The organism is Pseudomonas sp. LF020 (assembly GCF_053456425.1).
Window position 1 is genome coordinate 646,896 of sequence record NZ_JBRFIX010000002.1, and the last position, 14,479, is coordinate 661,374.

8 protein-coding genes and 2 pseudogenes are annotated in these 14,479 nt (G+C 61.9%); all 10 read left to right on the top strand.

From position 1 onward, the window contains the following. Window positions 1–322 precede the first annotated feature (322 nt). Window positions 323–1,453 (top strand): annotated as a pseudogene (locus ACU680_RS06880) (HAMP domain-containing protein); the annotation flags it as partial. Between the two features lie 333 nt (window positions 1,454–1,786). Beyond that, a pseudogene (locus tag ACU680_RS06885) lies at window positions 1,787–2,314 on the top strand (methyl-accepting chemotaxis protein); the annotation flags it as partial. Between the two features lie 329 nt (window positions 2,315–2,643). Beyond that, window positions 2,644–3,090, top strand: a complete 447-nt coding sequence (locus ACU680_RS06890; RefSeq protein ID WP_448179038.1) for a DUF411 domain-containing protein — start codon at window positions 2,644–2,646, stop codon at window positions 3,088–3,090. Beyond that, the gene (locus ACU680_RS06895; RefSeq protein WP_448179039.1) at window positions 3,090–3,524 is read left to right on the top strand and encodes a YqaA family protein; all 435 of its coding nucleotides are present in this window, start codon (window positions 3,090–3,092) and stop codon (window positions 3,522–3,524) included. Before ACU680_RS06890 ends, ACU680_RS06895 begins: the two co-directional genes overlap by 1 nt. A gap of 86 nt (window positions 3,525–3,610) precedes the next feature. Continuing rightward, window positions 3,611–4,663, top strand: a complete 1,053-nt coding sequence (locus ACU680_RS06900) for an alpha/beta fold hydrolase (protein ID WP_448179040.1) — start codon at window positions 3,611–3,613, stop codon at window positions 4,661–4,663. Window positions 4,664–4,676: 13 nt separating this feature from the next. Next, entirely contained in the window at window positions 4,677–5,630 is a 954-nt protein-coding gene (locus ACU680_RS06905) for a D-2-hydroxyacid dehydrogenase family protein (RefSeq protein ID WP_367084622.1), read from the top strand. Between the two features lie 585 nt (window positions 5,631–6,215). Further along, complete coding sequence (gene glgA, locus ACU680_RS06910) at window positions 6,216–7,802, top strand: glycogen synthase GlgA (RefSeq protein WP_367084623.1); 1,587 nt, start codon at window positions 6,216–6,218, stop codon at window positions 7,800–7,802. Between the two features lie 18 nt (window positions 7,803–7,820). After that, the gene (gene treZ, locus ACU680_RS06915; RefSeq protein ID WP_448179041.1) at window positions 7,821–9,623 is read left to right on the top strand and encodes a malto-oligosyltrehalose trehalohydrolase; all 1,803 of its coding nucleotides are present in this window, start codon (window positions 7,821–7,823) and stop codon (window positions 9,621–9,623) included. Continuing rightward, window positions 9,620–11,698 carry a 4-alpha-glucanotransferase gene (gene malQ, locus ACU680_RS06920; protein ID WP_448179042.1) on the top strand — a complete coding sequence of 693 codons (2,079 nt, stop codon included), beginning with the start codon at window positions 9,620–9,622 and terminating at the stop codon, window positions 11,696–11,698. Before treZ ends, malQ begins: the two co-directional genes overlap by 4 nt. Next, window positions 11,695–14,463 carry a malto-oligosyltrehalose synthase gene (locus tag ACU680_RS06925; protein WP_448179043.1) on the top strand — a complete coding sequence of 923 codons (2,769 nt, stop codon included), beginning with the start codon at window positions 11,695–11,697 and terminating at the stop codon, window positions 14,461–14,463. Before malQ ends, ACU680_RS06925 begins: the two co-directional genes overlap by 4 nt. The last annotated feature ends 16 nt before the right edge of the window (window positions 14,464–14,479 follow it).

The following is a 14,479-nucleotide window of genomic DNA, read 5'->3' on the forward strand; positions in this document are numbered from 1 at the left end:
AAGTATCTACCGGCCCAGTGATGGCACCAACCCTTTTAGTGCAGTCGCTTACAATTTCTGTACATTCTCGATACAAACCCTCAGAAGCTCACTGTCTCGCGGTTTCATGGCAGTTTGACGATGGCTGCCGATTGCCTTTTTACGCCGATTGATGTGCCGGTTAATTCATTTGTATCGAGGTCGATACGCTCCTTCTGTCAGCCCGACGTTTTCTTGCACGAAAGTACCTAAAGCTTCGCCGTTCACCGACGATACGCTGGAGTGACCCCGCCGTTTTTCCCTCGACCCCACAATAAGAATCGCAGCTCAAGGACCGGTATCCATGCCCGCATTCCGCACCATTCAGGCTCGCTACACGTTATTTCTGGTTCTGTTCATCCTGCTGCTGTCGGTGCTGACCGTGGTCGGTATCAGCCAATTGGTCGCGCCCAAGCTGCGGCATACCGAAGAACAGGTGGTACTCAACCGGATTGCCGAAGTTGCCGAACAGATCCAGGGCGAGTTGAACAAAGTCCAGGCGCAGCAGCGCAGCATCACCCAGACCATTCCGCTGCTCGACAGTGCGGCCATCGACACGGTATTGCCGGGATTGGTGGATCAGTACGGCGAGCTGAAAGTCTTCGGTGGAGGGATCTGGCCACTGCCGGGTCAGCGTGAGGCCGGGCGCAACAAGTTCAGCACCTTCTGGCACCGCGATACCTCGGGCAAACTGGCGGTGAACACCTTCTGGAACAGCGACGCGGCGCCCAACTACTACGATCAGAGCTGGTACAAGGGGGGTATGCAGACTCCACGCGGCCAGTGCGCCTGGGCTGCCGCCTATAAAGACGACGCCAGTGCCGAGCCGCGCACCAACTGCGCCATGGCGATCCAGAAAAACGGTGCGGCCTGGGGCGTGTCGACCATCGACGTGACGCTGGGTTTCTTCAACGATCTGGTGGCGCGCAAGGAAAAAGACCTCAACGCCGAAATGCTGATCGTCGAGGCCGACGGCAAGATCATCAGCAACAGCTCGCGCATCAGCGGCCCGATCGTGCTGAAGAACATCAGCGAGCTGGCCGCCGGCTCGACCTTCGCCAGTCAGGTCAAGGCCGGCCTGCAGAACCGTGATCAGGCGCAACGCGTCGAGTTCGACAACAACGGCGAAGCCAGCACTTTCTTCATGCGCCCGATCGAAGGCACGCCGTGGTTTCTCGCCACCGCCCTGCCAACGAAAATGCTCACCGCCCAGCGTGACGACGTCCTCAGCAGCCTGAGCCTGTTGCAGATTCCGCTGGTGATCCTGCTGGTGTTGTTGCAGGTGTATGCGATTCGCCAACTGGTTTCGCGGATGAAAGCGCTGAAAGCCAACATCGACTTGCTGTCCAGCGGCGATGCCGATCTGACCCGGCGCATCACCATCCGCGCCGAAGACGAACTGGGTGCCATCGGCCACTCGGTCAACACCTTTATCGCCTACCTGCAGAACATGATCGGTGAAGTCACCCAGGCGACCGGCGCCATGGCTTCGAGCCTCGATGACTTGCAGCGCACGTCGGCCAACACCAGCCAGATTCTCCTGCGCCACGCTTCGGAAACCGATCAGACCGTTACCGCCATCACCGAAATGAGTTCAACGGCGGAAAGCGTTGCGCAGAACGCCGCTGAAACCGCGGCGTTCACCCAGCGCGCCAACGAAAACGCCGACCGCTCGCGGGTGGTGGTCGGTGAAGCGACCAACAGCGTGGTGGCCTTGATCGACGAAGTGGCCAGCGCCACCAAAAAAGTCGAGAACATGCAGCAGGACGCACAACGCATCACCGAGATTCTCGGGGTGATCGGTGCAATTGCCGGGCAGACCAACCTGCTGGCGCTCAATGCCGCCATCGAAGCCGCTCGGGCCGGTGAACAGGGTCGCGGCTTTGCCGTGGTCGCCGACGAAGTCCGCGCCCTCGCCGCCCGCACTCAGGCCAGCACCTCGGAAATCAACGAGATGCTCACGCGCCTGACGCAAGGCGTGAGTTCCTCGGTCAGCGCCATGGAAAACACCCAGGCCAGCTGCCAGTCCGCCGCCGACGCCACGGCGCGGGTCAACTCGGGTCTGGATGAAATGGCCGGTTCGGTCAGCCACATCAACAGCCTCAGCACGCAGATCGCCACCGCTGCCGAACAGCAGAGTGCAGTGACCGAAGAGATCAACCGCAGCATGGTGCAGATCCGCCACATGGTCGAAGAACTGGTGCACAGCGGCCAGGCCAGCGAACTCAACACCCACCAACTGCTCGAAGCCAACAACCGGGTGAGCGCGATCATGGGACGCTTCAAGGTCCGGTGATTCCCCTACCAGTCTATTGTGGCGAGGGAGCTTGCTCCCGCTGGGTCGCGAAGCGGCCCCAACTCTGACACCGCAATAAACAGGAAGCCGACATTGGCCGATTGGCGACTGCTGCGCAGCCGAGCGGGAGCAAGCTCCCTCGCCACAGAGCGCATCTCCATTCTGCCTGACAGATTTGTAATCTCTCGCTCAGCAGGCTGTCAGGTTTGATCTACGATCATCCTGCCAGCCTATCTTGTATCAACTTGAAACACTCCGTTGATGCCGGGCAGGATAATCCGGTCAAAATGCTTTCCTTTATTGATCGTCATCCGAGCCGAGAATCCATTATGCGAACCTCACTGAGACTGGCCGCCCTCAGCGCCCTGCTCCTGTCCTCCCTGGCCCAGGCCGCCGATCTGATCCCGATCGAAGTCCACCGCGACGCCAACTGTGGCTGCTGCAAAAAATGGATCAGTCACCTCGAAGCCAACGGTTTCAAAGTCGAAGACCACGTCGAAACCGACATGAGCAGCTTCAAGCAGCAACACGGCGTGCCACCACGCCTGGGCTCGTGCCACACAGCACTGATCAACGGCAAGTTCGTCGAAGGCCATGTGCCGGCTGAACAAGTGCTGGCCCTGAGCAAACGCGACGATCTGCTGGGTATCGCCGCACCGGGCATGCCCATGGGTTCGCCGGGCATGGAAATGGACGGCATGAGCGATGCCTATCAAGTGATCGGCCTGAAAAAGGACGGCACGGATGTGGTGGTGGCGGACTACCCGGCGCACTGATGGCTGCCGGTTACATCGGGCTGTTCGCCGCGGCGTTCGGCGCTGCAACGCTGTTGCCGCTGCAATCCGAAGCGCTGTTGGTCGGGCTGATCGCCAGCGACCATTACTGGCTCTGGGGCCTGCTGGGCGTGGCGACGCTGGGCAACGTCCTCGGTTCGCTGGTCAACTGGTGGCTGGGGCGCGGCCTCGAACGCTTTCAGGATCGACGCTGGTTTCCCGTCAGCGCGAAACACATGGCCACCGCGCGCAAACACTACGAGCGCTATGGTCACTGGTCGCTGCTACTGAGTTGGCTGCCGGTGATCGGCGATCCGCTGACCCTGATCGCCGGCGTCATGCGCGAGCCGCTCGGGCGCTTTCTGCTGATCGTCACGCTGGCCAAAGCTGCGCGTTATGCCGTGGTGGCAATGCTGACCCTGGGCTGGCTCGGTTGAACATTCCGGCCATGGCGTTGCCTGTGGTTAACGTCGCCCTAATCCGGGCGTTCCAGCATCGGCCGATTTCCATGGAGTTTGCCCTTATGTCCGTCACGCTGTCCCGCTGGCTGCCCGGCCTGGTCCTGACTGCTGCGCTGCCGCTATTCGCCCACGCTGCAGCGCCCACTGAAACTGCACCCGCCGAAGGCCAGACCTATGGCCCGGAGCTGCAAGGTTTCCAATACCCCTACACGCTCAAGCACTTTGCCTTTCAGTCCCAGGGTAAATCCCTGCAGATGGGCTACATGGACGTCGCGGCCCACGGCAAGGCCAACGGGCGCACCGTGGTGCTGATGCACGGCAAGAACTTTTGCGCCGCTACCTGGGACAGTTCGATCAAAGCCTTGAGCGAGGCCGGTTACCGCGTCGTCGCGCCGGATCAGATCGGCTTCTGCACCTCCAGCAAACCCGATCACTATCAGTACAGCTTCCAGCAACTGGCGACCAACACCCAACAGCTGCTCAAGGCCCTCGGCATTCAGAAGGCCACCCTGCTCGGCCACTCCACCGGCGGCATGCTTGCCACTCGCTACGCGCTGCTGTTCCCGGATCAGGTCGACCAACTGGCGCTGGTCAACCCGATCGGCCTGGAAGACTGGAAAGCCCTCGGCGTGCCGTATCGCACCGTTGATCTGTGGTATCAGCGCGAACTGAAAGTCACCGCCCAAGGCATTCGCGACTACGAGCGCAACACCTATTACGACGGGCGCTGGAAACCCGAATTCGACCGCTGGGTCGACATGCTCGCCGGCCTGAGCAACGGCCCGGGCAAAACCCAGGTGGCGTGGAACTCGGCGCTGATCTACGACATGATCTTCACCCAACCGGTGTACTACGAGTTCAAGGATCTGAAGATGCCGACCCTGCTGTTGATCGGCACGTCCGACACCACGGCCATCGGCAAGGATCTCGCGTCACCCGAGGTCAAGGCGAAAATCGGCCACTATGAGGTGCTCGGCAAGCAGGTCGCCAAGCTGATTCCACAGTCGACGCTGGTGGAATTCCCCGGCATGGGCCACGCGCCGCAGATGGAAGAACCGGCGAAATTTCACCAGGCCCTGCTCGGCTGGCTGAACAACACCAATCCCGTTCGTTGATGAGGTAAGGCTGATGGCGGTGCAGATTGCAGTGATCGATGACTGGCAGGACGTGGCGCGGGACGTGGTTGACTGGTCGGTGCTCGACAGCATCGGCGAAGTGGCGTTTGTGCATGACTACCCGGCGGACAATGCCACGCTGGCAGAACGATTGGGCCAGTACCAGGTGATCTGCGTGATGCGCGAGCGCACGCGTTTCGATCAGGACCTGTTGCAGCGCCTGCCCAATCTCAAGCTGCTGGTCACCGGTGGCATGCGTAACGCGGCGCTGGACATGCAGGCGGCCGCTGGCCTCGGGATCAAGGTCTGCGGCACCGACAGCTACAAACACGCGGCGCCGGAACTGACCTGGGCGCTGATCATGGCCGCCACGCGCAATCTGCTGAACGAAGCCAACTCCCTGCGCGCCGGTGGCTGGCAGCAAGGGCTGGGCGGTGATTTGCACGGCAAGACCCTGGGCATTCTCGGTCTGGGCAGCATCGGCCAGAAGGTCGCGCAATTCGGTCAGGTGTTTGGCATGCGCGTGATTGCCTGGAGCGAAAACCTCACCGCTGAACGCGCTGAAGCAGCCGGCGTGACCTGGGTCAGCAAGCAGCAACTGTTCGAACAGGCCGATGTGCTGTCAGTGCATCTGGTGCTCAGCGAACGCAGTCGCGGGCTGGTCGATGAGCAGGCACTGGACTGGATGAAACCCACCGCACTGCTGGTCAACACCGCCCGCGGTCCGATCGTCGATGAAGCGGCGCTGATCAAGGCGTTGCAGAAACAGAAGATCGCCGGCGCGGCGCTGGATGTGTTCGATCAGGAGCCGCTGCCTGCACTGCACCCGTTTCGTACATTGGACAATGTGCTGGCCACGCCGCACGTGGGATATGTCAGCCGCAAGAACTACGAACAGTTCTTTTCGCAGATGATCGACGATATTCAGGGTTGGGCGGCCGGCAACCCACTCCGTTTATTAAATTAACCCCTCACCCTGTAGGAGCTGCCGAAGGCTGCGATCTTTTGATCTTGTTTTTGAAAATCAAGATCAAAAGATCGCAGCCTTCGGCAGCTCCTACAGGTGCATCAGTGTTCAGCAAAGCAACAAACTGCCCGCACCACAACAGTGCACCCACTCTCCCCGCTAGCACAGAATCGTGACCATCCAGTCACCGTTTTAGCCCTTCCAAACAAAAAAACCTGCACTTCGTCGGTGCGTTCCGCCCTGCACACCACGTCTTTCGCCGCCTGCAAACCGATTGTCGAACAATTTACCCATTTGCCCTCGCCCGCTCTAGGATCTGGCCTAGACTGATTTTCGCGGGGTCAGACCAGTCGGTCACCGCACGCAAAAAAAGTCGAAACTTTTGCGTGAAGCGACGGGTCATCAGAAAGGCAGGGGCAACGCGACTGGTGTAATCCTTGCAACGGCCATTTCACCCATTCTGCTTGCGCGTGTTGGGTAGCGTTTGCTCACCGATGCGTGGCGCGTTTGCGCCCGGCCACAGGATTTGGCCATGGATATGGCTTGTTCCAGACAAGAAACAGATCAACGACACGGGAGATTCACATGATCAGTGCGGCATTGGATATTCAGGGAGAGCGTGCTCAGCAGTCAGTTGGCGAAGCGAGCACATTGAGTCTTCCCGGCAGCCGGTCGATCAACGTCCCGGGCACCAAAACGCTGACGCCGGTCGCCAGCCAGAATCCCAACAAGAAGAAAGTGTTGTTCGTGACCTCGGAAATCGCCGATCTGGTGAAGACCGGCGGTCTGGGCGACGTCTCCGCCGCCCTGCCCCGCGCCATGGCGCATCTGCACGATGTGCGCGTGTTGATCCCCGGTTACCCGCAGGTGATGCACAGCGAGAACCCGATCCACATCATCGGCGAACTTGGCGGCCATGCCGCATTGCCTCCATGCAAGATCGGCCGTATGGACATGCCGGACGGGCTGGTGATCTACGTGCTGATCTGCCCCGAGCTGTATGAGCGTGAAGGTTCGCCGTACGGTGCCAACAACGGTCGCGACTGGCCGGACAACCATATTCGTTTCGCCCGCCTGGGCCTGGCCGCTGCCGACATCGCCGCCAACCTCGCACAAATTCACTGGTGCCCGGATCTGGTGCACGCCCACGACTGGCCCGCCGGTCTGGCCCCTGCTTATATGCACTGGCGCGGGCAGCGCACGCCGACCCTGTTCACCATTCATAACCTGGCCTATCAAGGCGTGACCAGCCTCGGCTCGTGCCCGGAACTCGGCATCCCGACCCATGCCCTGCAACAGGAAGGCATGGAGTTCTACGGCAAAATGTCGTTCCTCAAGGCCGGCATGGCCTATTCGAGCCACATCACCACGGTCAGCGCGACGTATGCACAGGAAATCACCACCCCGGATTTCGGCTGCGGTCTCGACGGCTTTCTCGCCGCCAAGACCCAGCAAGGCTTGCTCAGCGGCATCCCCAACGGCATCGACGAGAGCTGGGACGCCGCCACTGATCCACACCTGTTCGCGCCATTCGCCATCGGCGACTGGGAAGGCAAAGCGGTCAACGCCGCCCATGTGCGTGAATTGTTTGGCTTGAAGGATTCCAGCGGCCCGCTGTTCGCCGTGGTCTCGCGTCTGGTTTATCAGAAAGGTCTGGACCTGACTGAAGCGGTGTCTGAATACATCGTGCAGAACGGCGGCCAGATCGCAATCATCGGCCGTGGCGAGCCGGAAGAAGAACAGGCCATGCGTGAACTGGCGCTGCGCTTTCCCGGGCAGATCGGCGTGCGCATCGGCTTCAATGAAACCGATGCCCGGCGCATGTTCGCCGGCAGCGATTTCCTGCTGATGCCGTCGCGTTATGAACCTTGCGGCCTGAGCCAGATGTACGCGCAGCGCTTCGGCTCGTTGCCGGTGGCGCGCAATACCGGCGGTCTGGCCGACACCATCGAAAACGGCGTCACCGGGTTTCTCTTCGACGAATCCACTGTCGAGAGTTACCGCGAAGCCCTGAGCCGCGCGTTCAAGGTATTCGCCTTCCCCGAACTGCTCAATGCCATGCGCTGCCGAGCGATGGCCGCGCCGTTCAACTGGTGCAAAGCGGTCGAACCGTATGCCGAACTCTACGAACAACTGGTCGCCAAGGCGCTGGGTAAAGCCGGCCACAAATAACTCAGGGAGCTTTTCACAATGCCGTTACGGACCCAAGAAAACTGGCCCCACGGCGCGATCATGCAGGACGCCGAACACACTCAGTTTGCGCTGTGGGCACCGGATGCTTTTTACGTCAGTGTCGAACTTGAAGACGGTCAGTCCTTGCCGATGTTACCGCAGGCCGATGGCTGGTTCGTGATCAAGACCCGGTGCCCGGCGGGCACCCGCTACCGCTTCAACATTGATGGTGAACTGGAGGTGCTCGACCCGGCCTCCCGCGCCCAGGACGGCGACCTCGATCGTCACAGCGTGGTGGTCGATCCGCTGGCCTACCAGTGGCGAAACACCACCTGGCATGGCCGGCCGTGGAGCGAAGCGGTGATTTACGAGTTGCACGTCGGCGCACTCGGCGGCTTTGCCGAAGTCGAGCAGCACTTGGCGCGCCTCGCCGAACTGGGCATCACCGCGATCGAACTGATGCCGCTCGCGCAGTTCCCCGGCACGCGCAACTGGGGCTACGACGGCGTGCTGCCCTACGCCCCGCAAGCCTCCTATGGCACCCCGGAACAACTCAAGCACCTGATCGACAGCGCCCACGGCCATGGTCTGGCGGTGATTCTCGACGTGGTCTACAACCACTTCGGCCCCGACGGCAATTACCTCGGACGCTACGCCAAAGGCTTCTTCCGCGAAGACAAGCACACGCCCTGGGGTGCGGCGATCGACTTCCGTCGCCGTGAAGTGCGGGACTTTTTCATCGAAAACGCGCTGATGTGGCTGTTCGAATACCGCTTCGACGGTCTGCGCCTGGACGCGGTGCACGCGATCGAAAGCCCGGATTTCCTGCCCGAACTGGCGCAGCGTATTCGGCAGCAGGTCGATCCGACGCGCCATGTCTGGCTCACCGTGGAAAACGAGCTCAACCAGTCGAGCCTGCTTGAAGAGGATTACGACGCGCAGTGGAACGACGACGGCCACAACGCCTTGCACGTGCTGCTGACCGGCGAAACCGACGCCTATTACGCTGACTATGCGCTGCAACCCACCGAACAACTGACCCGTTGTCTGAGTCAGGGCTTCGTGTTTCAGGGCCACATCACTCGCCATGGCGAACCGCGCGGTGAGCCCAGCGAACACCTGCCCTCGACCGCTTTCGTGCTGTTCCTGCAGAACCACGACCAGATCGGCAACCGAGCCTTCGGCGAGCGCTTGCACCAATTGGCCGATCCACGGGCACTGCAGGCCGCCACCGTGCTGTTGCTGTTGTCTCCGATGATTCCACTGATGTTCATGGGCGACGAGTACGCCGCCGAGCAACCGTTTCTGTTCTTCACCAGCCACCACGGTGAACTGGCAGACCTGGTACGCGAAGGTCGGCGCAATGAATTCGCCGGGTTCAGCGCCTTCACCGATCCGCACAAGCGCGAAAAGATTCCCGATCCGAATGCCGAACAGACCTTCCACGCCTCGCAGCCACGCCTGATTGGCAGCGGCACTGAGAAACAACAGGAAACCCTCGCGCTGTACCGGCAACTGCTGCAATTGCGCCACCAATACATCATTCCCAATCTGTCCGGCACCCAGGCCCTCGGCGCGCACATGCTCGGCCGTGGCGCGGTCAGCGCGCGCTGGCGTCTGGGCGATGGCAGTGAGCTGCGAATTGACCTGAACCTCAGCGATACGCCAGTGGTCAACCCTCCACAGACCGACGCCGTGTGGCTGTTTCAGCAGCCGCCCGCCGTTGCCCTGTCGGAACCGGGCCAACTGCCCGCGTATTGCGCGCTTGTCAGCCTCACGGCCGCAACCCCCTTGCAACCTCTGGATGGAGAGCGCCTATGAGCGATGCGCAACTGGAAATACTCGCAAGCCGCGCCGGCCTCGCCGTCGACTGGATCGACGCCAATGGCCGCCCGCAGAAAGTCGCCCCGGTGGTGCTGCGCAATGTCCTCACCGGGCTGGGTCATCCGGCCAATACCGCGCAGGAAATCGACGCCAGCCTGCTGCAACTGCAACAGGTGCAACAGGATCGCCACCTGCCGCCGCTGTTGACCGCAGATGTCGGGGTCAGCGTTGATCTGGCCCGCTATTTCGAACCTGAAACGCCGTGCGAAATCCAGCTTGAAGACGGTTCACGGCTTAACCTCAAGCTCGATGCCGACGCCAAACTGCCGGGGTTGATTCCGGTCGGCTATCAGCAAGTACACATCGCCGATCAGTATTTCACCCTCGCCGTGGCGCCGGAGCGCTGCTTCAGCGTCGGCGATGCGGTGGACAATCCGATCCCGCGCGTGTGGGGCCTGAGCGCGCAACTGTACAGTCTGCGCCGCCCCGGCGATGGCGGTTTTGGTGACACCCAGGCGCTGGAAGAGCTGGCCCGGGTGGCCGGCGAACGCGGCGCCGAGGCGCTGGCGATCAGTCCGTTGCATGCGATGTTCAGCGCCGACACCGGGCGCTACAGCCCGTATTCACCGTCCAGCCGGCTGTTCCTCAATTCGCTGTATGCCGCTCCGGGCGCGATCCTTGGCGAACGGGCGTTGCGTGATGCGATCGACGCCAGCGGTCTGGCTGAGCAATTCAAGCAACTGGAAGACCTCAAACTGATCGATTGGCCCAGCGCCGCCGAGGCCAAGTACAAACTGCTGCAAGCCCTGTACGAAGGCTTCGTCGCCGGCGAACATCCGTTGCACGCCGACTTCGCCAGTTTCCGCCACGCCGGTGGCGAAGCCCTGGAAAATCACTGCCGCTTCGAAGCCATTCAGGAAATGCGCGCCGCCCGTGGTGAAAGCCTCGACTGGCGGCACTGGCCGGAACACTGGCACGAACCGCGCGGCGCCGCCCTCGAAGCGTTTGCCGAGGAATACGCCGAGCGCATCGGCTACTTCGCCTTTTGCCAATGGCTGATCCACCGTTGCCTGGAGCGTGTGCAAGCGGCTGCACGCGGCGCCGGCATGGGCATCGGCCTGATCGCTGATCTTGCGGTCGGTGCCGATGGCGCCGGCAGCCAGGCCTGGAGTTTTCAGGACGAGTTGCTCGCCTCGCTCACCGTGGGTGCGCCGCCAGACATTCTCAACCGCACCGGGCAGGGCTGGGGGATTTCCGCGTTTTCCCCCGAAGGCCTGATCCGCAACGGCTTTCGCGCTTTCATCGACATGCTGCGCGCCAACTTCGCGCATGCCGGCGGGCTGCGTATCGACCATGTAATGGGCCTGCAACGTCTGTGGGTGATCCCCAACGGCGCGGCTCCGGCGGACGGTGCGTACCTGTATTACCCGGTGGATGATCTGCTGCGCCTGCTGACCCTCGAATCCCATCGACACCAGGCCATCGTCCTCGGCGAAGACCTCGGTACCGTGCCCGCCGGGCTGCGGGAAAAACTCAGTGCGCGGGCGATCCTCGGCATGCGCGTGCTGCTGTTCGAACAGGACAACACCCGTTTCAAACCGATACTCGACTGGCCGGACAATGCGCTGGCGACCACCACCACTCACGACCTGCCCACGCTCAACGGCTGGTGGCATGGCCGCGACATCGACTGGAATGCGCGCCTGGATTTTGTCGATGCCAACGGTGAAATCGAATGGCGCCGGCATCGCCAGCGTGAGCGCCAAGGCCTTCGCGATGCGCTGAGTCAGGATCCGCAAAACTTCCGCGAAGAGTCCCACGAGGCCGATCAAGTGGTCGATGCCAGTGTGCGTTTCCTCGGCCACACCCGCGCGCCGCTGGTGCTGTTGCCGCTGGAAGACGCGCTGGGCATCGACGAGCAAGCCAACCTGCCGGGCACCATCGACAGCCATCCGAACTGGTCGCGGCGCCTGCCCGGCAACAGCGAGGCATTGCTCGATGGCGCCGATGCCGCGCGCCGCCTGGAACTACTGGCCTGTGCCCGCCTGCAAGCTGCCGAGCGTGACCAATGAATTCATCGTTCAACCAACCGTTGCGCGCCACCCTGCGCCTGCAATTCCACAAGGGTTTCACTCTGGCACAGGCGGTGCCGCTGGTGCCGTACTTTGCCCGCCTCGGCATCAGCCACATCTATGCCTCACCGCTGCTCGCGGCCCGCGCCGGTTCGATGCACGGCTACGACGTGGTCGATCCGACACAAGTCAATCCGGAACTCGGCGGCGAACCGGCGCTGCGGCGTCTGGTCAGCGCTCTGCGCGAACACGGCATGGGCCTGATCCTCGACATCGTCTCCAACCACATGGCCGTCGGTGGCGGTGACAATCCGTGGTGGCTCGACCTGCTGGAATGGGGCCGCCTGAGTCCGTACGGCGAGTTCTTCGACATCCAGTGGCACTCGCCGGACCCGTTGATGGAAGGCCAATTGTTGCTGCCGTTTCTCGGCAGCGATTACGGCATCGCCTTGCAGGAAGGCACGCTGAAACTGCATTTCGATGCCCAGCACGGACGCTTCCATGTCGAGCATTATGAGCACCACTTCCCGATCTGCCCGAATGACTACGGCGAACTGCTCAAACCGGTCGAGGCATTGAAATCTCTCGCCGATCGTTTCAGTGCCCTCAGCTACCAGACCGACGCGCATGCGCTGGCGATTCCGCTTAAGGCTGAACTGAAAGAGCTGGCCAGCGATCCGCAGATTCTCGCCGCCATCGAGGAAAGTCTCGCGCATTACGACTCCACGACTGCAGAAGGCTTCGACAAGCTGCACCAGTTGCTCGAACGCCAGAGCTATCGTCTAGCCAGTTGGCGCACCGCCGCGGACGACATCAACTGGCGGCGCTTTTTCGATATCAACGAACTCGGCGGCCTGCGCGTCGAACGCCCGGCCGTGTTCGAAGCGACCCATGGCAAGATTTTCCAGTTGATCGCCGAAGGCTTGGTCGACGGGCTGCGTATCGACCACATCGACGGCCTCGCCGACCCGCGTGGCTATTGCCGCAAGCTGCGGCGGCGCCTCGACTTGCTTGCGCCGGATCGGCACTTGCCGATCTACGTCGAAAAGATTCTCGGTGCCGGCGAAACCCTGCGCACCGACTGGGCGGTGGATGGCAGCACCGGTTACGAGTTCATGAATCAACTGTCGCTGCTGCAACACGACCCGGATGGCGAACACGTCCTCGGCGACCTGTGGCAACGCCGCACCGAGCGTCCGGCGGCGTTCATTGAAGAAGCGCAACTGGCGCGCCAACAGATCCTCAACGGCTCGCTGACCAGCGATTTTGAAAGCGTCGCCCAGGCGCTGCTGCAAGTGGCGCGCGACGACCTGATGACCCGCGACCTGACCCTCGGCGCGATTCGCCGGGTGTTGCAGGCGCTGATCGTGCATTTCCCGGTGTATCGCACTTACATCAATGCACTGGGTCGCGCAGCGCAGGATGAACAATTCTTCCAGCAGGCCATGGACGGCGCGCGGCAGACGCTGGGCGAAGGCGACTGGCCGGTGCTTGACTGTGTGGCGGCCTGGCTCGGTGGCACGCCATGGCAGCACAAGCCACGCGGGCGCTCGCGCAAGATCCTCAAGCACGCCTGCGTACGTTTCCAGCAACTGACGTCGCCGGCAGCGGCCAAAGCCGTCGAAGACACCGCGTTGTATCGCTCGGCGGTGCTGCTGTCGCGCAATGACGTCGGCTACAACACCGAGCAGTTCAGCGCCCCGGTCAGCGACTTCCATGCGGTCAATCAGCAACGCCTGGACGCGTTTCCCGACAACTTGCTGGCCACTGCGACCCACGACCACAAACGCGGCGAAGACACCCGCGCACGACTGGCGGTGCTCAGCGAACGCAGCCACTGGTACGCCGAGCAGGTCGAGTTGTGGCGCGCCCTCGCCCGGCCGTTGCGCGACGATGATCAAGTGCCGTCGTCCGGTGATGAACTGATCCTGTATCAGGCGCTGCTCGGCAGTTGGCCGCTGCAATTGCGTGATGACGATCAGGCAGGTTTCAGCGATTACGTCGAGCGCATCTGGCAGTGGCAACAGAAAGCCCTGCGCGAAGCCAAGCTGCAAAGCAGCTGGAGTGCGCCCAACGAAGCCTACGAAAACGCTGCGCAGACGTTTACTCAAAGACTGCTCACCGGTGAGGAAGGCGAGCTGCTGCGTGCCGCGCTGAGCAAGACTGTCAACAGCATCGCGGCGGCCGGCGCCCTCAACAGTCTGGCGCAAACCTTGCTGCGCATGACCGTGCCGGGGGTGCCGGATCTGTATCAGGGCAACGAGTTCTGGGACTTCAGCCTGGTGGATCCGGACAACCGCCGGCCGGTGGATTACGCCGCGCGCGCGCAGGCTCTGGACGGACACGCGCCGCTCCCGGAGCTGCTGGTGAACTGGCGTGACGGGCGCATCAAGCAAGCGTTGATCGCCCAAGTGTTGAACCTGCGCGCCGAACACGCCGAGCTGTTTCGCCGGGGCACGTATCAGGCTCTGGAAGTGCTGGGCGAGCAGGCGCACAACGTGCTCGCATTCGCCCGTGAGCACGAGGGCCGCTACGCCATCGTGATCGTGCCGATCCGCTGTGCGACGTTGCTGGAAAACAGTGCCGTGCCACAGGTGGATGCGCTGCGCTGGGGCGATACACGGGTGGTTTTACCGTTCGCCGCCTCTGACACAAACCTGAAGGGACTTTTTCACAGCAGCGCAGTCACAAAAAACAGGGAGCTGAACGTCAGCGCCGCGCTGGGGGATTTCCCGGTCAATCTGTTTATCCAACTCTTTACGTAACGACGAGTTCAGTTCA